This window comes from Micromonospora sp. LOL_025 (assembly GCF_048060285.1).
Classification (GTDB): domain Bacteria; phylum Actinomycetota; class Actinomycetes; order Mycobacteriales; family Micromonosporaceae; genus Micromonospora.
Genome location: NZ_JBHMIR010000012.1, coordinates 19900 through 45422 on the forward strand (window position 1 = coordinate 19900; position 25523 = coordinate 45422).

Consider the following 25523-nt stretch of genomic DNA (forward strand, 5'->3'; position numbering starts at 1 on the left):
CGGGGCCGCGTCCGCCGGGCCGCGCCTCGCGGTCACCGTGCGGTCGGGGCCCCGGTACGGGTGCGCGCGACCCCTGCCGGCGCACGAACCGGTACGGGAACCCGGTAGGTCCTTGCCGGCACCCCTAAAAGTTCCGGCAAGATCTTTCGTCCGCGAATATCCGGTGATATCAATCTCGCACTCGATTCCTCTACCCCCGGAGTGCGACGTGCGGAGAACCCGTCTCGTTTCCCTCGCCCTGAGCCTGGCCACGGCTCTCGGCGTCAGCCTCACCCTGGCCGCGCCCGCCCAGGCCGCGCCCGCCGACCGCTACGTGGCGCTCGGCGACTCGTACGCCTCGGGAGTGGGCGCCGGCAGCTACACCAGCGAGAGCGGTTCCTGCCAGCGCAGCACCAACGCCTACCCGGCCCTGTACGCCGCCAACATCAAGCCCGCGTCGTACCGCTCGGTCGCCTGCTCCGGCGCCACCACCACCAGCCTGATCAACACGCAGCTGTCGGCGCTCAGCTCCACCACCACCCTGGTCAGCGTCACGGTCGGCGGCAACGACGTCGGCTTCGCCAGCATCATGTCCACCTGCGTGCTCCAGGGCACCACGCAGTGCGTGGCCGCCGTGCAGGCCGCTCAGGACAAGGCCCGCGCCCAGCTGCCCGGCCTGCTGCGCAACGTCTACAACGGCATCAAGACCCGGGCGCCCTCGGCCCGGGTGGTGGTCGTCGGGTACCCGGTCTTCTACCAGCTCGGCACCGTCTGCGTCGGCCTGAGCGCCACCTCGCGGGCGAAGATCAACGAGGGCATCAACCTGGTGGACGACATCACCCGCACCGCCGCCGTCGCCGCCGGCTTCAAGTTCGCCGACGTGCGGTCGCAGTTCGTCGGGCACCAGCTGTGCAGCTACGGCGAGAAGTGGCTGCACGCCCTCAACTACGCCAACCTCGGCGTCTCCTACCACCCGACCGCGGCCGGCCAGTCCGGCGGCTACTACCCGGTCTTCCGCTCCGTCGCGGGCTGACCGGCGGCCTCTGGCGTCCGGGCGGTCCCGGTCCCGCCCCCCTCGGGGCCGGGAGCGCCCAGGGCGGAAGGACGGGGCACGGTCGCCCGCGCGGCGGCCGTGCCCCGTCCGACCATCCGTCGTTCCGGTCGACGGAACGCCGGACGGCCGGAGCGACCCCGGGCCTGCCGGGGCCGCCCCGGTCAGCACCGGACGATCGTGGAGTTGTTCAGTCCGACGTTGCTGATGGTCAGGTTGTCCGCGCAGGGGTTCTCCACGATCCGGCTGTTCACCAGGATGAAGATGCGCAGCGTGATGTCCCGGTTGCCGGGGAACTCGGTGCGCTCGGCCAGCCGTACCTCGCCGCCGCCGCTGATCGTGCCGCCGCCGGCCGCGATGTCCACCCCCTGGCAGTTCTCGATCAGGATCGCGTTGTTGCCGGTGCCGATGGTCAGCCCGTCCACGCCGTACGTCCCGGCCGCGTGCGAACTGGCGCCGGAGACGTACGCGCTGTCGATCCGGACGTTGCCGCTCCACTGGCTGGTGTCCCCGCGGTTGTCGATCCGGATCCCGAGCCCGCTGCGGAACCGCATGTCGATCCGGCCGAGGACGACGTCCGTGACGTTGCGCAGGAAGATCCCGTAGAGCGGGGTACCGGTGACGGTGAGGTGCCCGACCTCGACGTGGCGGGTGCCGCGGGAGTAGATGGGCGCCTGGTCTCCGCTGCCCGAGCCGATGACGTCGATGGTGCCATCCCATCGATGTCAAGGCAATGGTAAGCGCTTCCCCTCGGCGCCGCGAAGGTCGTCGCCGCGGCCGGTCGTCGGCGGCCGGGAGGTGCCCGATACCTGACAGTCGCCCCGCCGCCGAAGTGGATCCGTTGATCTCGCGGCGGGAAGTCTGCCGTGGTGGCGCCCGTCGGGGCGGCTTGATCGCCTGCGGGAACGGCCCGATCTGGGATTCCACACAGGCGCCACCGGCGTCCCGGATTCTGGGAGACATCTTGGCAGCGGAATCGGCGGTCGTGGACTCTCTCTGCGGAGAGCGATGGACCCGTGGCTCGTGGTCACGATGCGTCATGCTCTCCGGTCGTCGACCTGGCACAGGGCGCGCGGCCGATCACCATCAGTAGTGGGGGGAGTGCTCGGTGGGACGCGCCATGCCAGTTTGCGGTTCGAGGTGAGCGCACCCGCGCGCTCTGCCGGGCCGGTCCGTCGGTCCACCCCGTCCCGCCCCGACGCCCGACCGGCCGCCGTCGACGCCCTGCACCGGATGGTCGAGGCCCAGGTCGACCGGACGCCGGACGCCGACGCCGTGTGGTGCGACGGGCAGGTCCTCAGCTACGGCGAACTGGACCAGGCGGCCAACCGGCTGGCCGCGCTCCTCGTCGACCGGGGGGTACGTCGGGGGGACCGCGTCGGCGTCTGCCTGCCCCGCGGCCCGCGGCTCGTGGTCGCGCTGCTGGGCGTACTCAAGGCCGGTACCTGCTACGTGCCGCTGGACCCGGCCTATCCGGCCGCCCGGGTGGCCTTCATGACCGAGGACTCCGGGGCCCGGCTGGTGCTGACGGTGACCGACCTCGCCGACCGGTTCGCCGACGCCGCCCTCCGCCTCGACGACCTCGACCTCGACGCCCGGCCGGCGGCCCGGCCCGGCCTGCCCGCCGACCCGTCCGACCTGGCGTACGTCATCTACACCTCCGGCTCGACCGGCCGGCCCAAGGGCGTGGCCGTCGAGCACCGCTCGGCCTCCGTGCTCATGCACTGGACGCGGGACACCTTCACCGACGTCGAGCTGGGCGGCGTGCTCGCCGCCACGTCCGTCTGCTTCGACCTGTCCGTCTTCGAGCTCTTCGGCCCGCTCTGCTGGGGCGGGCGGGTGGTGCTCGTCCGCGACGCGCTGGCGCTGGCCGCGCCGGACGCCGACCGGCTGCCCGTCGCCCTGGTCAACACCGTGCCGTCGGCGATGAGCGAGCTGCTCGCGGCCGGCGCGCTGCCGGAATGCGTCCGCACCGTCTGCCTAGCGGGGGAGCCGTTGACCGCGGCGCTCGCCGCCCGGGTGCTCGCCCGGCCGCACGTACGCCGGCTCTGCAACCTCTACGGGCCGTCCGAGGACACGACCTACTCGACGTGGGCGGAGGTGCCGGCCGACGGGGGAGACCCGCCGATCGGCCGTCCCCTGCCGGGCACCCGCGTCTACCTGCTCGACGCGGCCGGCCGGCCGGTGCCGCCCGGAGAGCCGGGAGAGCTGTACCTGGCCGGCGCCGGGCTGGCCCGGGGCTACCTCAACCGGCCGGAGGAGACCCGCGCGCGCTTCCTGCCCGATCCGTTCCGCCCGGGGGAGCGGATGTACCGCACCGGCGACCGGGTCCGGCTGCGCCCGGACGGGCAGCTGCACTTCCTCGGCCGGATGGACGACCAGGTGAAGCTGCGCGGACACCGCATCGAGCTGGGCGAGGTGGCCGCGCGGCTGGCGGCCCTGCCCGGCGTCCGGGAGGCGACCGCCGCGGTGCGGACCGGGCCGAGCGGCGACCCGCTGCTCGTCGGCTACCTCGTCGGCGAGCGCCGCGACGACGTGCGGGATCTGCTGCGGGAGACGGTCCCCGCCCCGCTCGTGCCGTCCGCCGTCGTCTGGCTGGACCGCCTGCCGACCACCCCCAACGGCAAGGTGGACCGGGCGGCGCTGCCCGCCCCGGAGGTCGCCGTCGCCACGGTCGACGGCGACGGCGCGCCGCTGGCCGGCACCGCCGCCACGGTCGCCGCCGTCTGGCGGGAGGTGCTCGGCCTGCCGGTGGACGGGCCGGACGCCGACTTCCTCGCCCTCGGCGGCGACTCCCTCCTGGCCGTGCGCTGCGCCACCCGGCTCGCCGCCGCGACGGGCCTGCCGGTCGCCCCGGCGGCGCTGTTCGCGCACGCGACGGTGCAGGCGCTCGCCGAGCACCTCGACGACCTGCGCCGGACCGCCGGCACCGCCGGCACGGACACCGCCGGGACCGCCGGCACGGACACCACCCGGACCGCCGGAACCGCGCCCGGTGGCGGGCCGCAGCGCCCGGCGGCGGGCGGTACGCGGCCCGCCGCGCCCGTGGACACGGCCCCGCTCTCGGCCGCGCAGACCCGGCTGTGGTTCCTGCACCAGCTCGACCCGGCCGACACCTCCTACCTGGTGTCGTTCGCGATCCGGCTGCCGGCGGGGACCGACCCGGAGGCGCTCGGCCGGGCGCTGCGCCGCGTGGTGGCCCGGCATCCGGCGCTGCGTACCGTCTTCCCGTCCACTCCGGACGGCCCGGTGCAGCGGTTCCGGGACGACCTCGACGTCCCGCTGGTCGTCGCCCCGCCCCGTGCCGGGGTGCCGCTGGACGAGCAGCTCGACCAGCTCGCCGCCGCCGACGCGCGTACCCCCATGGATCTCGCCGCCGGTCCGCTGCTGCGCGCCCGACTGGTCGCCGCCGACGACGGGCGGGCGGCACTGCTCCTGGTCGCCCACCACATCGTCTGCGACGACTGGTCGTTCAGCGTCATCGTGCGGGACCTGGGCCGCGCCTGCGAGGCCGAGTCGGCGGGCGCCGGGGCGGGCCCGCCGTGGCCGGCCGGCCCGGCGACCGGCCCGGCGGAACTGGCCGTGGCCCAGCGGGACTGGCTGGCCGCGCCGGCCGGCCGGGAGGCCGTGGCCGCCGTGGTCGACGCGCTGCGCGGCGCGCCGACGGTCCTGGACCTGCCCGCCGCCGCCCCGCCCCGCGCGGACCGGTCCCCGGCCGGGGCCGCCCTGCGGACCCGCATCGACGACGGCACCGCCGCCGTGGTCCGGGACCTCGCCCGCGCCGGCCGGGCCAGCCTGCACATGGTCGGGCTGGCTGCCTTCGCCGCGCTGGTCGCCGCGGAGACCGGCCGCACCGACGTGCTGATCGGTGTCGCCTTCGCCGGCCGGACCAGCGTCGCCGCCGAGCAGAGCGTCGGCTGCTTCGTCAACACCATGCCCCTGCGCCTGCGACCCGGCCCGGACCGGTCCTTCGCCGACCTGCTGGACGAGGCGCGCCGGGTGACCCTCTTCGCCGCCGCCCACCAGGACGTGCCGTTCGACGTCGTCGTCGAGCGGCTCCGCCCGGACCGGCGGCCGGGCCGCAACCCGCTGGTCCAGGTCGCGTTCGGCGTGCAGAACGCCCCGGCGGCCCGGTACGTCGACGCCTCCGGCGGCGAGTTCGTCGGGGTGGAGCTGACCCCCGACACGGCCCGGCTCGACCTGACCCTCTGGCTCGACGAGCGCCGGCACGGGCTGGAGGCGCTCTGGACCTACCGCACCGACCGCTTCGACGGCGGCCTGGTCGCCGCGTGGCACCGCCGCTTCACCGCATTCCTGCGCGGCGCGGCCGCCGATCCCCGGCGCAGCCTCGCCCGATGTGCCCACACCCTGGGGGGAACGAGAGATGAGTGAGCAGACCCCGGTCGCGCCGGTGATCCCGCGCCGCAGCCGCGAACGGTCCCTGGTCGACGTACGCCCCGACTGGTCCGGCGGGCCCCTGCCGGCCCTCGTCCAGGCCAACGTGCCCGACGTGGACCTGGCCGCCTGGCTGGCCGGCAACCGGTCCAGTGTGGACGGGCTGGCCCGCCGCGCCGGCGCCGTGCTGTTCCGCGGCTTCGCGGTCGACGGCGCGGCCGACTTCCGCACCGTCATGGCCGCCCTCTCCGACGACGTGCTCAGCTACGGCGAGCGCTCGTCGCCGCGCAGCGAGGTGACCGAGGGGGTGTACACCTCCACCGAGCACCCGGCCGACCAGCCGATCGTGCTGCACAACGAGCAGTCGTACACGGTGAACTGGCCGCTGCGGATCGTCTTCCACTGCGAGACCGAGCCCGCCGCCGGTGGGCGCACCCCGCTGGCCGACAGCCGCCGGGTGCTCGACCGGCTGCGGCCGGAGACGGTCGCCGGGTTCGAGCGCCGGGGCGTGCTCTACCGGCGCAACTACCTGCCGGGGATCAGCCTGCCGTGGCAGACGGCCTTCCAGACCGACAGCCGGGCCGACGTCGAGGCGTACTGCGCCCGCGCGCTGATCGACGTCGAGTGGGTCGGCGAGCAGCAGCTACGCACCCGGCAGGTCCGCCCCGCCGTGCGGGAGCACCCGGTGACCGGGGAGCGGACCTGGTTCAACCACGCCCTGTTCTTCCACGTCACCTCGCTACCCGAGGAGGTCAGCGCCGGCCTGCGCGCGTCGCTGGCCGAGGAGGACCTGCCCTACCAGACCGCGTACGGCGACGGCACGCCCATCGGCGAGGACGTGCTCGCCGAGCTGCGCGCCGCGTACGCGGCCGAGACCCGGTCCTTCGCCTGGCGGCGCGGCGACGTGCTGCTGGTGGAGAACATGCTGGCCGCGCACGCCCGGGAGCCGTTCACCCCGCCCCGACGCATCCTGACCGCGATGTCCGACCCGGTCGCCGCGCCCGAGCTGACCGCCGCCACCGTCGCCCCCGCCGGCGCGGCCGGGGTGCGGTCGTGACGGGGCCGGCGCCGCGCCGGCGCGGCACCGGCGCGGTCACCTCGCCGGTGTCCCGCCGGGTGCTGGTCGACGGCACGTTCGTGCTGCTGGTGGAGGCCGCCGTGCCGGACCTCGACCTGGCCGGATGGCTGGCGGGGCGCCGCGACGAGCTGCTGCGCGACCTCGACGCCCACGGGGCGGTCTTCTTCCGGGGCTTCGAGGTGGCCACGGCCGACGACTTCAGCCGGGCCGCCCGCGCGGTCAGCCCGGACCTGCTCGGCTACCTGGAACGCGCCGCGCCCCGGCACGAGGTCGCGGAGAAGGTCTTCACCTCCACCGAGTTCAACGCCGAGCAGTGGATCCCGCTGCACCACGAGATGTCGTACTCGCACAACTGGCCCACCCACCTCTACTTCTGGTGCGCCCAGCCGGCCACCGGCAGCGGCGGCGCGACCCCGCTGGCCAGCGAGCGGGTGGTGAGCCCGCGCATTCCCGCCGAGGTGCGGGAGCGGTTCCTGCGGCACGGGGTCAGCTACGTGCGCAACTACGGCCCACATCTGGACCTGCCGTGGCAGGAGGCGTTCCAGACGACCGACCGCGCCGAGGTGGAGAAGTACTGCGCCGACTCGGCCACCGAGTACACCTGGCTCGACGGCGACGGGTTGCGGACCCGGGCCCGCCGGCAGGCGGTGGCGACCCACCCGCGCACCGGCGAGACGGTCTGGTTCAACCACGCGCACCTGTTCCACGTCTCCAACATGCCCGCCGAGGTCTCGGCCGCCCTGCTGCGCGAGTACGGGCCCGAGGGGCTGCCCCGCAACGCCTACTACGGCGACGGCGAGCCGATCCCCGACGAGGTGGTGGCCGGCATCCGGGACCTGTATCGGGAACACGCGGTGTCGGTTCCCTGGCAGCGCGGCGACGTGCTGGTGGTGGACAACTTCCTGGCGACCCACGGTCGTGAACCCTTCAGCGGCGACCGGCAGATCCTGGTCGCCATGTCCGACCTCTACCTCAACCGGAGCGTGGTGTGAACGGCTACCGTCTGTCCCCGATCCAGCGGCTGGCCTGGTCCGGGGCGCAGGACCTGGTCCGCGCCCGGGTGCTGCTCGACCGCCCGCTGGACCGGGCCCGGTTGCAGACCGCCGTGGACGCGGTGGTCGCCCGGCACGAGGCGCTGCGGCTGACGCTGGTGCACCACCCCGGGCTGCGGGTGCCGTTGCAGGACGTCGACGACGGCCGCATGGTCGTCGTCGGCGCCCAGGGCGAGCTGTCGGTGACCCTCACCGACGACGCCCTGGAGCTGGCCGCCACGCCGCTGATCGCCGACCCGGCGAGCCTGCGGCTCGTCCTCGCCGACCTGGCCCGCGCCTACGCCGACGGCCGGCTGGCCGACGACCCCGACGCCCTGCAGTTCCTCGACGTCACCGAGTGGCAGCTGTCGCAGCGGCAGGAGGCCGACCCGTTCGGCGCCCCCGCCGCGCCGGCCGCGCGGCTGGTCACCCCGCACGGCGACGACCCGGCCGAGGTCGGCACCGCGACCGTGCCCGCCGCGGCGCTGACCGCCGCCGCGCGGGAGGCCGGCGTCGGCGTCGCGAACCTGCTCTTCGCCGCCTGGGCGCTCGCGCTGTCCCGCCGGGCCGAGCCGCCCGCCGGAGTCGACGACGCGGACCTGGTGCTGGCCCGGTGGAGCGACGGGCGCCAGGCCACCGGCACGGCCGGCGTCGTCGGCCCGCTGGGCGGCTACGCGCCGGTCCGGCTGGGCCTGCCCCTGCCGGCCGCGCCCAAGGCGCTGCTCGACGAGGTACGCGCGGCCGAGTCCACCGCCGAGGAGGCGTTCCACCTTCTCGACCCGGTCGGCGAACACTCCGACGCGGTCGCCGGTTTCGCCGTCGTACCGGCCGGGGACCCGGCGGGCCTGGATGGCCTGGGCGCCACGGCCGTCGAGGTCTCCGCGCCACCCGCGCCGGCCGGCCCGCAGCTGACCGCCGTGACCGGCCACGACGAGGTGACCCTGCGGGTCGTCGGGGGCCGCTGGTTGCTGGAGGGCCTGCTGGCGATCCTGGGCACGCTGCCCCGGGCACTGGCCGACGGCACGCCGCTGCTGCTGACCGGCGAGGGGGAGGCCCGCTGGCTCGCCGACGCGGCCGGCGAGCCGTCCCGCGCCGCGGTGCGCACCATCGTCGAGCTGCTCGACGACGGGCTGGCCGGCGCCGACCAGGACAGCCCGGCGGTGGTCGCCGCCGACGGCACGTACACCGTCGGCGAGCTGCGGGACGTCGCGGCCCGGGTCGCCGCCGGGCTGGTCGAGCGGGGGCTGCACCGCGCACGGGTGGGCGTGCTCGCCACCCGGTCCCGGGACACCGTCGCCGCGTTCCTCGGCGTGCTGCGGGCCGGCGCGGTGTACGTACCGCTGGATCCGGCGGCCCCGGCGCAGCGGCTCGCCGCGCAGGTCCGCGCGGTGGACGCCGGGCTCGTCGTCGGCGCGGGCGGCCCGGCGGGGCTCGCCGGCGCCACCGTCGCCGAGCTGGCCGCCGGCACCGCGACGGCGGCCGTGCCCCCGGTGGCGCCGACCGATCCCGCCTACGTCATCTTCACCTCCGGCTCCACGGGCACGCCACGACCGGTCCAGGTCCCGCACGGCGCCGCAGCCCACCTGGCGTACGCGCTCGAGGAGACCGTGTACGCGGGCAGCCGGGCCGGGTTGCGGGTGGCGGTGAACGCCCCGCTCACCTTCGACGCCTCGGTCAAGCAGCTCGTGCAGCTGGCCCACGGCCGCAGCCTGTACCTGGTGCCGGAGGACGCCCGGCGCGACGGCGCCGCGCTGGCCGCCGCCCTCGCCGACAACCGGGTCGACGTGCTCGACCTGACCCCCTCCCAGCTGCGCATCCTGCTCGCCGGGGCCGGCGACACCCGGCTGCCGGAGCTGCTGCTGGTGGGTGGCGAGGCGATCCCGCCGGATCTCTGGGACACCCTCGGCGCCCTGCCCGGCGTCCGGGCGGTCAACCTGTACGGGCCCACCGAGTGCACCGTGGACAGCACCGCCGCCGAGATCCGCCCCGCGACGGCGCCGACCATCGGCCGTCCGCTGCCGGGCGTCGGCGTGTGGGTCCTCGACGGGCGGCTGCGGCCGGTGCCGCCCGGCGTGGCCGGCGAGCTCTGCGTCAGCGGGCCGCAGCTGGCCGACGGCTACCTCGGCGACCCGGAGACGACGGGCCGCCGGTTCGTCCGGGCCGCCCTGCCCAACGGTCGGACAGAGCGGGTCTACCGCACCGGCGACCGGGTGCGCTTCGACGCCGAGGGGCACCTGCGCTACCTGGCCCGGCTGGACGACCAGGTGAAGATCCACGGCTTCCGGGTGGAGCCGGGCGAGGTGGCCGCGACGCTGCGGGCCCACCCGGAGGTCGCCGACGCGGCGGTCGTGGCCCGCGACGACGACGGGCACGGCGACCGCCTCGTCGGCTACGTCCGCCCGGCCGCGCCGGCCGTCGACGTCGACCTGGACCGGGTCGCCGGGATCAACCCGCACGAGACCCGTTACCTGTACGACGAGATCTTCACGCAGCGGGTCTACCTGCGCGACGGCATCGTGCTGCGCCGGGGCGCGACGGTCTTCGACGTCGGCGCCAACATCGGCATGTTCTCGCTGTTCGTCCACGCGGTCTGCCCGGACGCGACCATCCACGCCTTCGAGCCGGTGCCGTCGGTGGTGGCGGCCCTGCGGCGCAACGTCGAGGAGTTCGGCGTGCCGGCCACCGTGCACCCGGTGGGCCTGTCCACCGCGCCGGGGCAGGTCTCCTTCACCTACTACCCGGGCTACTCGATGATGTCCGGCCAGGCCGCGTACGCCGACCCGGCGGCGGAGGTCGCCGTGATCAAGCGGTTCCTCGCCAACGAACGGGACCGGGGCGAGTCCGACCGGGACACCCTGCTGGAGCGGGTCGACGAACTGTTGGCGGAGCGCTTCGACGGCGCCGAGGTCACCGTCGACGTGCGCCCGCTGTCGGAGGTCATCGACGAGGTCGCGCCGGAGCGCATCGACCTGCTGAAGATTGACGTCCAGCGGGCCGAGGCCGACGTGCTCGCCGGCCTCGAGGAGCGGCACTGGCCGCTCGTCGCGCAGGTCGCCATGGAGGTGCACGACGCCGTCGGCACCGACACCGAGGGGCGCCTGGACGAGCTGATCGCCCTCTTCGAGGAGCGCGGGTTCGACGTCGTCACCCGCCAGGACGACCTGCTCACCGGCACCGACCGGCACACCCTGCACGCCGTGCGCCCCGAGTACGCCGCCGACCCGCGGCCCGCGGTGGCGGTCCCGGACGGCCCCGCCGCCGGCCCGCTGGAGGCCCGGTTGACCGACTGGCTCGCCCGGCGGCTGCCCGCCCACCTGGTCCCCGCGGCCGTGGTGCTCCTCGACGACCTGCCGCTGACCCGCAACGGCAAGCTCGACCGGGCCGCGCTGCCCGCGCCGGAGCTCGACCGGGCCCGGCGGGAGCCGGCCGTGGCGCCGGCCAACCGGGCCGAGGAGATCCTCGTCGAGGCGTGGCGCGAGGTCCTGGGCACGCAGTCGGTCGGGGTCACCGACAGCTTCTTCGCCCTCGGCGGCGACTCGATCCGCAGCATTCAGATGCAGGTCGCGGCCAACCGGCGCGGCCTGTCGTTCCGGCTCGGCGACATCTTCGTCCACCAGTCGATCCGGGAACTGGTCGCGCACGGCGAGATCACCCTCACCGGGACCGACGCCGACGCCGACGCCACCGACGCGGCCGGGGTGACGGAGCCGTTCGCCCTGGTCGCCGCCGCCGACCGGGACCGCCTGCCCGCCGGGCTGGCCGACGCCTACCCGATGACCGCGCTGCAACAGGGCATGGTCTACCACTGCGAGCTGACCGGCGACCCGGCGATGTACCACAACGTCACCGCGCACCGCGTCGACGCGCCGCTGGACGCGGAGGCGCTGCGCGCCGCGCTCGCCGACCTGGTCGCGCGGCACCCGGTGCTGCGTACGGGCTTCTCCCTCGGCGCCTACACCGAGCCGCTGCAACTGGTGCACGCCGAGGTGCCGGTCGAGGTGCCGGTGACGGAGCTGGCGGACGCCGAGGAGGCCACCCGCCGGGCCCGCGTCGACGAGCTGGTCTCCGCCGAGCGGGTGCGGCCCTTCGACTGGGACCGGCCGCCGCTGCTGCGGCTGCACGCCGTCCGCGACGACGCCGACACCTTCACCCTGATCGTGGCGGAGTGCCACGCGATTCTCGACGGCTGGAGCCTGCACCTCTTCCTCGGCGAGCTGCTGGCGGCGTACGACCGGCGCCGCGCCGGGCTGCCCGTGCCGCACCGGCCGACGTTGCCCTTCCGCGCCTACGTGGCGGCCGAACGTGAGGCCGCGGCGGACCCGGGATCGCGCCGGTTCTGGCTGGAGGGTGCGGGCGGCGTGCCGCCGCTGCTGCTCGGCGGGGCCGAGCCACGGATCACCACCACCCGGCGGGTGCCGCTTCGGGCGCCCACCACCGACGCCGTCACCGAGGCCGCCCGTGCCGCCGGTGTGCCGGCCAAGTCCTGGCTGCTCGCGGTCCACCTGCGGGTGGTCGGGGAGGCCGCCGGGCGGGACGAGGTGGTCACCGGGCTGGTCGTCGGCGCCCGCCCCGAGGCCGAGGGGAGCGACGCCACGCTCGGGCTGTTCCTCAACACCCTGCCGGTGAGCGCCGTGCTGGGCACCCGGTCGCTGGCCGAGCTGGCCGTCGACGCCTGGCAGGCGGAACGGTCGCTGATGGGCCACCACCGGTTCCCGCTCGCCGAGATCGTCCGGGCGGGCGGGGCGGGGCCCCGGTTCGACCACTTCTTCAACTGGACCCACTTCCACGGCGGCGCCGACGAGGGCGAGGGCAGCCGGATCGTCGACAGCCGGGGCATCACGGTCGACGTGGCGTTCAGCCTCGCCGTCGACGTGGAGGTGGACCCGGCGACCGGCCAGCTCGCCCTGACCCTCCAGTACGACGCCCGGCACGTCGACGAGGCGCGGGCCGACCGGCTGGCCGAGGCGTACCGCCGGCTGCTGGCGACCGACCCGACGGCGCCGCTGCCCGCCGTCGGACGGTCGGGTCCCGTCGTGCCCGCCCCGCGCGACGGGGACGCCCGGGACCGCTGGGCGGCCCGCGTGGCGTCGGTCTGGCAGGAGGTCGTCGGCGTGGCGCCGCGCGGCGAGCGGGCGGAGTTCCTGGCCGCGGGCGGCGACTCGCTGCGCGCGCTGCGCCTGGTCACCGCGCTGCGGCAGCGCCACGGCAGCACCATCACCCTGCCGGAGTTCGTCGCGCTGGGCAGCTACGGCGCCGTGGTGGAGCGGGTGAGCCGCGATGGCTGAGAACCCGTGGCTGGTGGTCCGGGCGCCGGTCGCCCGGCCCGCCCTGCGCCTGTTCTGCCTGCCCTACGCGGGCGGCAACGCCGGGGCCTTCGAGACCTGGCGGGCCGGGCTGCCGCGCGCGGTCGAGGTGAACGCGGTGCAGTACCCGGGCCGCCGCGAGCGGGCCGCCGATCCCGCGCCCCGGCGGATGACGCCGCTGGTGCAGGCCCTCGAGGCGGCCCTGGCGCCGCACCTCGACCGGCCCTACGCGGTCTACGGCGACTGCCTCGGCGCGTACGTCGCGTTCGAGCTGGTCCGCCGGCTGGAGCGGCGCGGGCACCGCCCGGCCGAGCTGTTGGTGGTCTCCTCGGCCGTCGCCCCGCACCGGGCGGAGGTCGAACCGGACCACTCCGGCGCCGACGACGCCACGTTCCTCGCCGAACTGGTCGCGTTGGGCACGATGCCGGCGGCCGTCGCCGCGCATCCGGAGCTGGCCGCCGCCGCGCTGCCGGCGGCCCGCGCCGACTTCGAACTCGGCCGCACCTACCGCTACCGCGACGCCGGCCCGGTCGGCGTCCCGGTCACCGCGATCCGCGGCGACGCCGACCCGCACGTCGGCGACGTCGGGGTGGCGGCGTGGGCCGACCTCACCACCGCCGGCTGCGCCACCGTCACCGTCCCGGGCGGGCACGACCTGCTCGCCCGGGCCGACCCCGGACTGCTCGGCGCCGTCCGGTCCGCCCTCCTCGGCAAGGAGCCGTCTTGACCGTCACGTCACTGCTCTGCTTCCCGTACGCCGGCGCGGGCGCCTCGGTGTACCAACCGTGGCAGCGTGTCGCACCGCCCGACCTGGAGATCCTTCCGGTGCAGTTGCCGGGCCGGGAGAAGCGCTTCGTCGAGGAGCCGTACCGCCGGATGGAGCAGGCCGTCGACGGGCTCCTCGACGAGGTGCTCGAACTGGTGGCCGGCCGCGACCGGGTGGCGCTGTTCGGCCACAGCATGGGCGCGGTGCTCGCGTACGAGATGGCCGGCCGGCTGGCCCAGGCCGCGGGGGTGCGGCTGGCGCACCTGTTCGTCAGCGGCTCGCCGGACCCGTGGTCGGGCCGCGACCACACGGCCGCCGACCTGCCCGACGACGAGTTCGTGGCGCGCGTCGAGGAGTTCGCCGGCTACACGCACCCGGCGCTGGCCGACCCCGACATGCGGGAGCTGCTGCTGCCGACCCTGCGCGCCGACGTGGAGCTGCACGAGGGCTACCGGCCGGGCGGCGACAAGCGGCTCGACGTGCCGGTGACCGCGCTGCGCGGCGCCGACGACACCCTGGTGGCCGCCTCCGCGCTGGCCGGCTGGGACCGGGTCACCAGCGCCGGGTTCGCCTCCCTCACCGTCGAGGGTGGACACATGTACCTCGCCGACGACCCGGCCGAGCTGCTGGCGCTGGTGCGGCGGAGGCTGGCCGGTGCCTGAGTCGACGCCGGGCCGGCTGGCCGGCCGGACCGCGATCATCACGGGTGCCGCGCGGGGGCTGGGCCGGGCCTGCGCGACCGCCTTCGCGGCGCAGGGCGCCGACCTGGTCCTGGTGGACGTGGCCCACGACCTGCCCGACGTGCCGTACCCGCTCGGCTCGGCCAGCCAGCTCGCGCACACCGCCAAGCTCTGCGCGGAGCACGGTGTGGCCGCGTACCCGGTCGAGGCCGACGTCCGGGACCTGGACGCGGTCCGGGCCGCCGTCGCGCTCTGCCTGGACCGGTTCGGCCGGATCGACGTCCTGGTGAACAACGCCGGGATCGCGGCGCCCTCCGGCAAGCCGGTGCACGAGATCAGCGAGGCCGAGTGGCAGCTCATGCTCGACGTGGACCTCTCCGGCCCGTGGCGGATGGTCAGCGCGGTCGGCGCGGTGATGTGCCGGCAGCGGGCCGGGAGCATCGTCAACGTGGCGTCGACCGCCGGCCTGGTCGGCTACCGGCACTTCGCCGGGTACGTCGCCGCCAAGCACGGCCTGGTCGGCCTGACCCGGGCCGCGGCGCTGGACTACGCGCCGCTGAAGGTGCGGGTCAACGCCCTGTGCCCCGGCTCGGTGCGCGACGACCCGTACGTCGAGGGTCGGATGCTGGCCGAGATCGCCCGGTCGCTGGAGGTGCCGGTCGCCGAGCACGAGGAGACGTTCGTCCAGGCCCAGCCGATGAACGCGCTGATCGAGCCCGACTCGGTGGCCCAGGCCGCCCTCTGGTTGGCCTCCGACGAGTCGTCGCAGGTCACCGGCTCGGTCATCACCGTCGACGGAGGATTCACCACCCGATGAGCAGCCGTCCACAGCCCACCAGACCGCAGCCCGACCCGGGCCGCTCCTGCCACGCGGCGGCGGTGGCCGTCGCCGGCGACCCCGACGAGGTCGCCGCCCGGTTCGCCGCCGCGCTGGCGCGTCGGGGCCTCGACGCCGCCCGGCTCTGGGTGGACCGGGTGCCCGCGTCGGTGGCCGCCGTGCGCCGCGCCGCCGAACTGGCGCGACCGCTGCCCGCCGACGGGCCGCCGGTGCGGGCGGTGCTGCTGCGCCACGACGACGGCGCCGACCTGGTGCTCGTCGCCCGGCGCGGCCCGCTCACCGGCCGCGCGCTGGGCGAACTGGCCGTCGAGGCGGCCGGGACCGCGCCGCCGCCCGGAGCGGCGCCGGCCACCGAAGGTGTCGCGCCGGAGCCGGCCGGGCAGTCGGAGCCGCCGGGGACCGCCGCCGGGGACGCGGCGGGGACCGGGGCCGCGGACGACGGGGAGCACGAGGGGGACACCGCCTGGCGGGGCGGGAACCCCCGCGCCGACCGGACCGCGTCGTACGCCTTCGCCGTGCCCGTCGGAACCGACCGGCCGGCGCTGACCGGCGCGGTCGGCGCGGTGCTGGCCCGCTTCGGCGGCGTGCGCCGGGTGCGGGTGGGCACGCTCCTCGACGAGGGGCCGGCGGTCGTCACGGTGGCGGTGGACGACACCCTGCGCGCCCTCACGGCCCGGCCCGCCGACCCGGCCCCGTGGCCCGTCCCCGGGCGGTCGCCCGACGCCGCGCCGCCGCAGGCCGTGGTCGGCGTGCTGGCCGGCGACAGCCCCGCCGACACCTACCTGCCCAGCCTGGCGCCGCCGTGGCCGCTCACCCTGACGCTGCGCGCGACGGCCGTCACCTGCGACTTCCGCACCGGCGTGTGGTCCGGCGAGGTGGTGGCGGCAGTGGCCCGGTACGTCGGCCACGTCCTCGGCCAACTCCTGGCCGACGGCGACCGGACGCTGGGCGACTGCGACCTGTTCGACGAGGCCGAGCGGGACCGGGTGGCGGCGCTCGGCGGCGCGGCCGTCGACCTGCCCGAGCCGACCGGCGGCATCCACGAGCGGGTGGCCGGTTGGGCGCGGGCCACCCCGGACGCCCCGGCGGTGTCCTACGGGGACGACCGGCTCACGTACGCCCAGCTCGACGCGCGGGCCGGGCGGATCGCGGCGGCGCTGCGGGCGCGGGGCTGCGGGCCGGGCACCCGGGTCGGCGTCTGTCTGGAACGGTCGGTGGACCTGGTGGCGGCGCTGCTCGGGGTGCTCAAGGCCGGCGCCGCCTACGTCCCGATCGACCCCACCTACCCGGCCGAGCGCATCCGCTACACCGTCGAGGACTCCCGCGTGACCCTGCTCGTCGGCGCCGACGGCGTGAAGGTCGACGAGCTGCTCGCCGACGACACCGACGACGCGGCGGGCGCCGGGGCGGCGGCGGTCGGCCCGGACGACCCCGCGTACGTCATCTACACCTCGGGCTCCACCGGCCGGCCGAAGGGGGTCCAGGTCCCGCACCGCAACGTGTCGGCCCTGATCGCGGCGACCCGGGACGACTTCGGGCTCGGCCCGGCGGACACCTGGACGATGTTCCACTCCAGCGCGTTCGACTTCTCCGTCTGGGAGATCTGGGGCTGCCTGCTCACCGGCGGGCATTTGGTCGTCGTCCCGCATCTGGTGGTCCGCGACCCGGCCGAGTTCCACGCCCTGCTGCGTGCGGAACGGGTGACCGTGCTCAACCAGACCCCGTCGGCGTTCGCGCAGCTCGTCGACGCCGACCGGCGGGCCGCGCACCGGCTGGGGCTGCGCCTGGTGGTGTTCGGCGGCGAGCCGCTGGACGCCGGCATGCTGACCGGCTGGTTCGACCGGTACCCGGAGCGCGCCTGCCGGATGGTCAACATGTTCGGGATCACCGAGACCACCGTGCACGTCACCGCGCAGACCGTCGACCGGGGCCTGGCCCTGGCCGGCACCCGCTCCGTGGGCCGCCCGCTGCCCGGCTGGTACGTCCACGTGCTCGACCCGGCGGGGCGGCTGCTGCCGCCCGGCGCCGCCGGCGAGATCCACGTCGGCGGTGCCGGGGTGGCCGACGGCTACCTGCACCGCGACGAGCTGACCGCCCAGCGCTTCCTGCCCGACCCGTGGCGGGGCGGGCGGATGTACCGCAGCGGCGACCGGGGCCGGCTGCTGCCGGACGGGCGGCTGGAGCACCTGGGCCGGCTCGACAACCAGGTCAAGATCCGTGGCTACCGCATCGAGCTGGACGAGATCCGCCAGGTGCTGCTCGACGACCCGGACGTGCTGGCCGTGGCGGTCGCCGTGGACACCGGCGCGGACGCCGCCGACGCCCGGCTGCACGCGTACGTGGTGCTCGCCGACGGGGCCGACCCGCCCGCCGAGCTGCGCCGCCGGGTGGCCCGGATCCTGCCCGAGTACATGGTGCCGGCCACGGTGACGCCGCTGTCCGCGCTGCCGCTCACCGCGAACGGCAAGCTCGACGCCGCCCGGCTGCCCGCGCCGGCCGCCCGGCCCCTGCCCGCTGCCCGGGAGCCCGCCGACACCGGGGCGGGAGCCGGCCGCGCCGAGCGGATCCGGGTGGTCTGGGAGCGGGTGCTCGGCGCCGAGGTGGGGCCGGAGGACAACTTCTTCGACCTCGGCGGCAACTCCCTGCTCGCGTTGCGGCTGCTGCGTGAACTGCGCGCGCAGGGCCTCGGCGAGTTCACCCCCCGCCACCTGTACGTGCACCCCACGGTGCGCGCCCTGGTCGGCGCGACCGGGACGGAGCGGTGATGGCCGACGTCGACACGCTGACCCGCCTCTGGCCCCAGGTGCGGGAGGTGGCCGTCAAGGGCGGCTGCGCGTACGTGGTGGCCGACGACTACCTCGACCCGCTGCACCTGCGCGGTCTGCTCGCCCGGGAACTGTCCGACGCCGACCTGCCCCGGCACATCGTGCAGGTCGACTCCCTCGACCCCGCCGACCTCGTCGAGCCGGACGACCGGTTCGGGGCGTACCTGCCGCCGCGCGACGACACCGAGCGCGTCCTGGTGCGGATCGCGGAACGCCTGCTCGGCGTGCCGAAGCTGGGCGTGCTCGACGACTTCTACGCCGCCGGCGGCGACTCGCTGGCCGCGACCGGACTGGCCGTGGAGGCGCAGCGGGCCCTCGGGGTGGGCGTCTCCCTCGCCGCGGTGCTGCGCCACCCGACGGTGGCCGGCCTCGCCGAGGAGATCGGCCGGGCGCGGGCGGCCGTGCCGCTGCCCCGCGCCGAGGCGGCGGAGGCCTACCCGCTCTCCCCGCAGCAGTGCCGCGTCTTCCTCGCCCAGTCCCGCGACCCCGCCTCGGTGACCTACAACCTGCCGCTGCTGGTGCCGCTGCCGGGGGACGTCGACCGCGCCCGCCTGGCGGACGCGTTCCGCGCCGTCATCGCCCGGCACGACATCCTCCGGACCGCCTTCGGCACCGAGGCGGGCCGGCCGGTGCAGCGGGTGCTGCCGGCCGTCCCGTTCGACCTGCCGGAGACCCACGGCACCGGGACGCTGCCGGTGGAGCCGTTCGACCTGGCCGCCCCGCCGCTGCTGCGGGCCGGCCTGCGGCGTACCGACGCCGGGCCGGTGCTGGCGCTGGACATGCACCACATCGTCACCGACGGCCTCTCCCTGGCGTTGCTGCTGCGCGAGGTCGACACCGTCCACCGGGGCGGCGAATTACCGCCGGTGCCCGCCCAGTACGCCGACTACGCGGTGTGGGCCACGACCGGGGAGCCGCCCGGGGGCGACTACTGGCGGCGGCGCTTCGCCGAGCCGCCGACGCCCCTGCGGCTGCCCACCGACGCGGCGCGGCTGGCCGGCCGGCCGGCGACGGCGCGGGCCGGCACGGTCGAGTTCGACGTCGGGGCGGAGCGGACCGCCGCGCTGCGGGCGCTGGCCCGGCGCGAGGGGGTGACCCTGTTCCAGGTGCTGCTCGCCGGCTACGCGACCTTCCTCGCCGCGGCGACCGGCGGGACCGACGTCACGGTGGGTACCCCGGTCGCCGGTCGCGGCGCCCCGGGCCTGGAGGCGACCATGGGGATGCTGGTCAACACGGTCTGCCTGCGGCACCGGGTGCGGCCGGAGGCCACCTTCCGGGAGTTGCTGACCGAGGTGGCGCACGACACGCTCGACGCCTTCGCGCACCAGGACTACCCGTTCGACACGCTGGTCGCCGAGGTGCTGCCGGTCCGCGACCAGGACCGGCATCCGCTCTTCGACACGCTGTTCGCGATGCAGCACGCCGAGGTGGCCGCCGCCGACTTCCTGGGGCGGCGGGTCGAGCTGGCCGTCGCGCCCACCGGCCAGGCCATGTTCGACCTGGACATGCAGGTCTACGAGCGCGCCGACTCGCTGCGCGTGCACTGGGCGTACGACGCCGGGCTGTTCCTGCCCGCGACGGTGCGGTCCTTCGCCGACCTCTGGCTGGAGATCGTCGACGCCGTCCTGGCCGATCCCGGGGTGCCGGTCGGCGAGCTGACCGGGGCCCGCCCGGTCGCCGCCGGGGCACCCTCCACCATCGACATCGAGTTGTGAGCCGGAGAGATCATGCAGTCGCTGATGACGCGGGGCCAGCTCAAGATCGCCGCGGCGCGCCGCCCGGAGCACGCCCGCCACTGGCGTGCCGTGCTCGGCTCCGGCGCCGAACCGGTCGGCTTCCCCGCCGACCGCGCACCGGCGCCCGGCGCCCCGCCCGAGCCGGCGGCCGTCACCGTCCCGCTCGACGAGGCGGCGGTGGACCGGCTCGCCCGGGCCGGCCGGGGCGGCGAGGACGCCCGCCAGGTCCTGGTGACGGCCGCGGTCGCCGCCCTGCTGCGCCGCTACACCGGCGCCGACGACATGCTGGTCGGCCGCCCGGGCGAGCCGGGGCAGCTGGCCGGGATGCTGCCGTTGCGGGTGTGCTGCGCGCCGGAGACCAGCTACCGCGACCTGGTCGGGCAACTGCGCGCGGCGGTGCCCGAGGCGGCCCGCCACGCCGACTACCCGGTCGAGCTGCTCGCCGAGGAACTGGCGGCGGCCGGTGGTGCGGGCCCGCACCCGCTCGTCGACGTGGCGGTGGGGGGCGGCGCCCCGGACGGCGCCGGGGTCGGGGTGTTCTTCGCCCTCGGTGCCGCCGAGGTGACGGTCCACCACGACGCCCGCCGCTACAACGGCGCCACGGCCGAGCGGATCGGCGCCCACCTGGCGCTGCTGCTCGGCCGGGCGCTGGCGGAGCCGGACGCGCCGGTGGCGGACCTGAGCCTGCTGACCGACGGTGACCGGGACGTGCTCCGGGAGGTCAACGACACCGGCGTCGGCCAGGAGCCGGCCGGCCGGCCGGACGAGTGGGTCGCCCGGTGGGCCGCCGCCCGGCCGGACGCCGTCGCCGTCCGCACCGCCGCCGGCAGCTGGACGTACGCGCAACTGGAGGCCCGGGTGGCCGCGTACGCCGAGCGGCTGCGCGGCGCCGGGGTGGGCGCGGAGTCGATCGTCGCCGTGCTCGCCGAGCGCTCCCGCGAGCAGCTGGTGGCGATCCTGGCCACCCTGCGCGCCGGCGGCGCCTACCTGCCGGTCGACCCCGGTTACCCGGCGGCGCGCGTGGCCTACCTGCTCGACGACAGCGGGGCCGCCGTGGTGCTCGCCGCCGACCCGGCGCGGGTCCCGGACGGCGTGCCGGTGCTCCCGCTGCCGATTGCCGACCCGGCGCCCGCCGCCGCGTCGCCCGGCCCCGACGCACCGCGCGACGGGCGGGACCTCGCGTACGTCATCTACACCTCCGGCTCGACGGGCGCCCCGAAGGGCGCGATGGTCGAGCACCGCTCGCTGGCCAACCGGCTGGCCTGGATGCAGCGGCTGTACCCGATCGGCCCCGCCGACGTGATCCTGCACAAGACCCCCACCACCTTCGACGTGTCGGTGTGGGAGCTGTTCTGGTGGGCCCGCGAGGGCGCCTCCGTCTGCCTGCTCCCCGCCGGCGCGGAGCGCGACCCGGAGGCCATCATCGCGGCGGTCGAGGCGCACGGCGTCACCACCGTGCACTTCGTGCCGTCGATGCTGGGCGCGTTCCTCGACTACCTCGGCACCGTCGACACCGCCCGGCTGGCGAGCCTGCGGCAGGTCTTCGCCAGCGGCGAGGCGCTGGGCCCCCGGCAGGTGGACCGGCTCGCGGAGCTGCTGCCCGGCGCGACGCTGGTCAACCTCTACGGGCCCACCGAGGCCACCGTCGACGTCTCCCACCACCGCTGCCGGCCCGGTCGGGAGCGGGTGCCGATCGGCCGGCCGGTGGACAACACCCGCCTGTACGTGCTCGACGAGCGGCTGCGCCCCCAGCCGGTGGGGGTGCCGGGGGAGTTGTGCATCGCGGGGGTGCAGCTCGCCCGGGGCTACCTGAACCGGCCGGAGCTGACCCGGGACCGCTTCGTCGCCGCGCCGGAGGTGGGCGAGGAGCGGGTGTACCGCACGGGCGACCTGGCCCGGCTGCTGCCCGACGGCACGCTCGACTACCTCGGCCGCCTCGACCACCAGGTGAAGGTGCGCGGCTACCGCGTCGAGCTGGGCGAGGTGGAGGAGGCGCTGCGCGGGCACCCGGGCGTCAAGGACGCCGTCGTGGTGGCCCGGGACGGCAACCTGGTCGGCTACGTGGTCGCCGACGAGCCGGTGGGCGAGGCGACGCTCACCGCCCACCTGGGTGCCCTGCTGCCGAGCTACCTGGTCCCCGCCCGGGTGGTCGAGCTGGCGGAGTTTCCGCTGTCGGGCAGCGGCAAGCTGGACCGGCGGGCGCTGCCCGAGCCGGCCGCGCCGCAGCGGTCGTACGTCGCGCCGCGCACCGGGCCCGAGCGGATCCTCGCCGACATCTGGGCCGAGGTGCTGGGGCTCGACCGGGTCGGCGTGACGGACAACTTCTTCGCCGTCGGCGGCAACTCGATCCACTTCGTCACCGTGCTGGCCCGGGCGCACGCGGCCGGCGTGGACCTCACGTTCCAGCAGCTGTTCCGCCACCCGACGATCGCGGCGCTGCTCGCGGCCGGCCCGCCCGGTGGGGAGCGGGCGGTGACGCATCCGCCGTTCGCCCTGCTCGACGAGGCCGACCGGGCCCTGCTGCCCGCCGGGGTGGTCGACGCGTACCCGCTCGGACAGCTCCAGGCGGGGCTGATCTACGAGAACGAGCTGTCCCGGGGCGCCGCCCAGTACCACGACATCATCAGCTTCCTGATCAACGCGCCGTTCGACGGGGCGACGTTCGCCGAGGCGGTGCGGATCCTCGTCGCGCGCCACCCGATCTTCCGGACCAGCTACCACCTGACCGGCTTCGGCGAGTACCTGCAACTCGTGCACGCCGACGCGCCGAGCCCGCTGTGGGTGGTGGACCTGCGCGACCGCGACCCGGCCGAGCAGGAGCGCTGGCACGCCGACTGGCACGCGCGCGAGCAGTCGTACCGGTTCCGGTGGCAGGAGCCGGGCCTGGTCCGCATCCACGTGCACGTCCTCGGCGACGAGCTCTACCGGTACAGCGTCAGCCAGCACAACTCGGCGTTGGACGGCTGGAGCATCACCCTGCTGCACACTCAGCTCTTCGACACCTACTACCGGCTGCTGGCCGGGGACCGGCCGGACGAGGGGCCGGCCGAGAACCACTTCCGCGACTACATCGGCCTGGAACGACGGGCGCTGGAGTCGGCGGCGGACCGCGACTTCTGGCGCGGCGTCCTCGCCGCGGGCGGGGTGACCGAGCTGCCCCGGTGGCAGCCGCCGGCCGTCCCGGCCGAGCGGCCGGTGGTCTTCCACGAGGTGGAGATCGACGACGCGCTCTCCGAGCGGCTGCTGCGCGCGGCCGACCGGTTGGCGGTGCCGCTGAAGACCGTGCTGCTCGCCGCGCACGTCAAGGTGGTCGGCGCGCTCGCCGGGGACACCGAGGTGGTCACCGGGTACGAGCAGAGCGGGCGGCCCGAGGCGGAGGGCGCCACCGGGGCGCTCGGGCTGTTCCTCAACACCGTGCCGATGCGGGTGGACCTCGGCGACGGCTCCTGGGCCGACCTGGTCCGGGCGGTGTACCGCGCGGAGGCGGACCTGCTGCCCCACCGGCGCTACCCGATGGCGCAGATGAAGGCGGACGCCGGCACCACCGACCTGCTGTTCGAGACCGTCTTCAACTACACCCACTTCTACCTGCTCAAGCAGCTGCGCGAGTTGCCCGGCTTCGACCTGCTCGACGTCCAGGTGAGCACGGAGACGGAGTTCGCGCTGCGCGCCGAGTTCATGCGGGACTTCTTCACCGACCGGGTTCGGCTGAGCCTGCACTACCATTCGGCGGCCTTCACGCCGGAGCAGGCGGCGGGGATCGGGGAGGTGTACCGGCGGGTGCTGGCGGAGCTGGCGACCGACCCGGAGCGCGTCCACGACGGGCTGCGGCCCGGCCTGCCCGAGCCCCGGATCACGCCGGTCCGGCGCCGCTTCGACCGGGCCGCCCCGGCGACGCGCCGGCCCGGGGCGCCGGCCGGGCGGACCGCGCCGGGCACGCCCGTCGCCCGCCGGATCGCCGAGGCGTGGGCGCGGGCGCTCGACGTGCCGGTGGCCGGGATCGCCGAGGAGGACAACTTCTTCGACCTGGGCGGCAACTCGCTCGCGGCGATGCGGGTGATCGCCGCGCTGCGGCCCCTGGTCACCCTGCGGCAGCTGATGACCACCTCCACGCTCGGCCCGCTGGCCCGGGCCGTCGAGGCGGACGCCCCGCCGGAGGACCGGCTGCTGCAACCGCTGTCCGCGCCGGACGCCGGGCACGACCGGGTCCTGGTCTGCTTCCCGTACGCGGCGGGCAGCCCGCTCGCCTTCCGGCCGCTGGCCGAGGCGTTGGCCCCGCACCGGATCGCGGTGCACGCCGTGGCGCTGCCGGGGCACGACGTCAGCCGGCCCGAGCCGCTGCTGGACCTGCCGGAGCTGACCCGCCGGGTGGCCGCCGAGATCGGGGCGCTGGGCGGCCGGCCGGTGCTGGTCTGGGGGCACTGCGTCGGCGCGGCGGCGGCGATCGAGGTCACCCGGCTGCTCGCCGCCGCCGGCCGGCCACCCGAGCGGCTGTTCCTCGGCGGCAAGCTGCTGCGCGGGCCGGAGGAGATCGACGCCAGCATCGCGGAGGTCACCGAGATGGCGGCGGCGGACGTGGTGGGCTGGCTGGTGGACCAGACCGGCTTCACCGAGCTGGACGGCCTGGACGCCGGGCACGTCGACGCCCTGGTCGCCGCCTTCCGGCACGACGCCGTCGGCTCGCACCGCTACCTGCGGGACGGGGCGGGGGAGCCGCTGTCGGTGCCGGTCACCGTGGTCGTGGCCGCCGACGACCCGTTGACGGCCGGGCCCGGCGCGGCGCACGAGGCGTGGCGGCGGATCGCCGCCGACGTGGAGTTGAGGGAGATCGACGGGGGCGGGCACTACTTCTGCCGCACCCGGGCGGCCGACGTGGCCGCTATCGTCGGCGCGACGGGACGGGGCGCGCCGCCGGCGGCCTCCGCCGTTCCGTCCGCCCGCCGTCCTGGGGAGGATCATGTCTGACCGTACGCCGACCGCGCGGGGCGAGTTCGTCGCCGGAGCCCGCTCGATGGTGCCGTTCCTGCTCTCCGCCTTTCCGCTGGGCGTGATCGGCGGCACCCTCGGCCTGGCCGCCGGGCTGTCCTACCTGGAGACGTTCGGCCTGGCCATGGTGGTCAACTCCGGGACGGCCCAGTTCATCGGCTTCAAGCTGATCTCGGAGGGCGCGGCCTGGCCGGTCATCGTCCTGACGACGCTGATCCTCAGCCTGCGGATGCTGATCTACTCCACGCTGCTCGCGCCGCACGTGCGGGAGCTGCCGCAGCGGTGGCGGCTGCTGCTGGGCTTCGGCCTGATCGACGCGGTGTTCTTCGTGGCCTTCGACCGGATCAAGGGCGACGAGCCGGCCCGGCGCAAGAGCATGTTCTACTTCGGCGCCTCCGCCGTCATGTACGTCAACTGGGCGATCGCCACCGTGGTCGGCATGATCGCGGGGCACCTGCTGCCGGAGCGGCTGCGCTCCGGCCTGGACTTCCCGATGACCGCGGTCTTCCTGGTGGTGCTCGCCTCGGCGCTGGTCGGCTGGAAGGTCTGGACGACGGCGGTCTCCGCCGGCGCGCTGGCCCTGCTCCTGCTCGGGCTGCCCTACAACCTCGGCCTGATCGTGGCGGCGTTCGGCGGCGCGTTCATCGGCATGGCCTGCGAGGTGGTGGAACGGCGGTGGTTCCCGCCGAAGCCGACGGAGGAACCGGCGGAGTCGGGTGTGCCGGGGGAGACAGCGGCGGAGCCGGGCGAGCCGGGGCGGCAACCGCGAACGCCGGAGCCGCGAACCGCCGGGGCGGCGGCCGGGGAACGCCGGGCCGTCGAGACGGCCCGTGACACGGACGGAAGGTGACCGGA

Annotated in this window: 13 protein-coding genes; 12 read left to right on the forward strand and 1 reads right to left on the reverse strand. The window is 76.1% G+C overall.

The annotated features are described in order from the left end of the window. The first annotated feature begins 208 nt into the window (after positions 1-208). Positions 209-1012 (forward strand): SGNH/GDSL hydrolase family protein, encoded by an 804-nt coding sequence (locus ACFHW0_RS17115; RefSeq protein ID WP_416608782.1) that lies wholly within the window; start codon positions 209-211, stop codon positions 1010-1012. Between the two features lie 182 nt (positions 1013-1194). On the opposite strand, the gene ACFHW0_RS17120 is transcribed toward ACFHW0_RS17115, so the two are convergent. After that, on the reverse strand, positions 1195-1584 hold the full coding sequence (locus tag ACFHW0_RS17120; protein ID WP_416608784.1) for a hypothetical protein: 390 nt from the start codon (positions 1582-1584) through the stop codon (positions 1195-1197). A gap of 586 nt (positions 1585-2170) precedes the next feature. Here ACFHW0_RS17120 and ACFHW0_RS17125 point away from each other — a divergent pair. From ACFHW0_RS17125 to ACFHW0_RS17175, 11 genes are read left to right on the forward strand one after another with little or no spacing between them, the layout of a single operon-like run. Continuing rightward, positions 2171-5422, forward strand: a complete 3252-nt coding sequence (locus ACFHW0_RS17125) for an amino acid adenylation domain-containing protein (protein WP_416608786.1) — start codon at positions 2171-2173, stop codon at positions 5420-5422. Beyond that, the gene (locus tag ACFHW0_RS17130; protein WP_416608788.1) at positions 5415-6482 is read left to right on the forward strand and encodes a TauD/TfdA family dioxygenase; all 1068 of its coding nucleotides are present in this window, start codon (positions 5415-5417) and stop codon (positions 6480-6482) included. The genes ACFHW0_RS17125 and ACFHW0_RS17130 overlap by 8 nt, the downstream gene beginning before the upstream one ends. Then, positions 6479-7495 carry a TauD/TfdA family dioxygenase gene (locus tag ACFHW0_RS17135; RefSeq protein WP_416608790.1) on the forward strand — a complete coding sequence of 339 codons (1017 nt, stop codon included), beginning with the start codon at positions 6479-6481 and terminating at the stop codon, positions 7493-7495. The genes ACFHW0_RS17130 and ACFHW0_RS17135 overlap by 4 nt, the downstream gene beginning before the upstream one ends. Beyond that, the gene (locus ACFHW0_RS17140) at positions 7492-12819 is read left to right on the forward strand and encodes an amino acid adenylation domain-containing protein (protein WP_416608791.1); all 5328 of its coding nucleotides are present in this window, start codon (positions 7492-7494) and stop codon (positions 12817-12819) included. Before ACFHW0_RS17135 ends, ACFHW0_RS17140 begins: the two co-directional genes overlap by 4 nt. Next, positions 12812-13564 carry a thioesterase II family protein gene (locus tag ACFHW0_RS17145; RefSeq protein WP_416608793.1) on the forward strand — a complete coding sequence of 251 codons (753 nt, stop codon included), beginning with the start codon at positions 12812-12814 and terminating at the stop codon, positions 13562-13564. Before ACFHW0_RS17140 ends, ACFHW0_RS17145 begins: the two co-directional genes overlap by 8 nt. Continuing rightward, on the forward strand, positions 13561-14265 hold the full coding sequence (locus ACFHW0_RS17150) for a thioesterase II family protein (protein WP_416608795.1): 705 nt from the start codon (positions 13561-13563) through the stop codon (positions 14263-14265). Before ACFHW0_RS17145 ends, ACFHW0_RS17150 begins: the two co-directional genes overlap by 4 nt. After that, positions 14258-15100, forward strand: coding sequence for an SDR family oxidoreductase (locus ACFHW0_RS17155; RefSeq protein WP_416608797.1), 843 nt, complete (start codon positions 14258-14260; stop codon positions 15098-15100). The genes ACFHW0_RS17150 and ACFHW0_RS17155 overlap by 8 nt, the downstream gene beginning before the upstream one ends. Continuing rightward, positions 15097-17886, forward strand: coding sequence for an amino acid adenylation domain-containing protein (locus tag ACFHW0_RS17160; RefSeq protein WP_416608798.1), 2790 nt, complete (start codon positions 15097-15099; stop codon positions 17884-17886). Before ACFHW0_RS17155 ends, ACFHW0_RS17160 begins: the two co-directional genes overlap by 4 nt. After that, positions 17886-19661, forward strand: a complete 1776-nt coding sequence (locus tag ACFHW0_RS17165; protein ID WP_416608800.1) for a condensation domain-containing protein — start codon at positions 17886-17888, stop codon at positions 19659-19661. Before ACFHW0_RS17160 ends, ACFHW0_RS17165 begins: the two co-directional genes overlap by 1 nt. A 12-nt stretch (positions 19662-19673) precedes the next feature. Continuing rightward, positions 19674-24647 (forward strand): amino acid adenylation domain-containing protein, encoded by a 4974-nt coding sequence (locus ACFHW0_RS17170; protein WP_416608802.1) that lies wholly within the window; start codon positions 19674-19676, stop codon positions 24645-24647. Next, complete coding sequence (locus ACFHW0_RS17175) at positions 24640-25518, forward strand: AzlC family ABC transporter permease (protein WP_416608804.1); 879 nt, start codon at positions 24640-24642, stop codon at positions 25516-25518. The genes ACFHW0_RS17170 and ACFHW0_RS17175 overlap by 8 nt, the downstream gene beginning before the upstream one ends. The last annotated feature ends 5 nt before the right edge of the window (positions 25519-25523 follow it).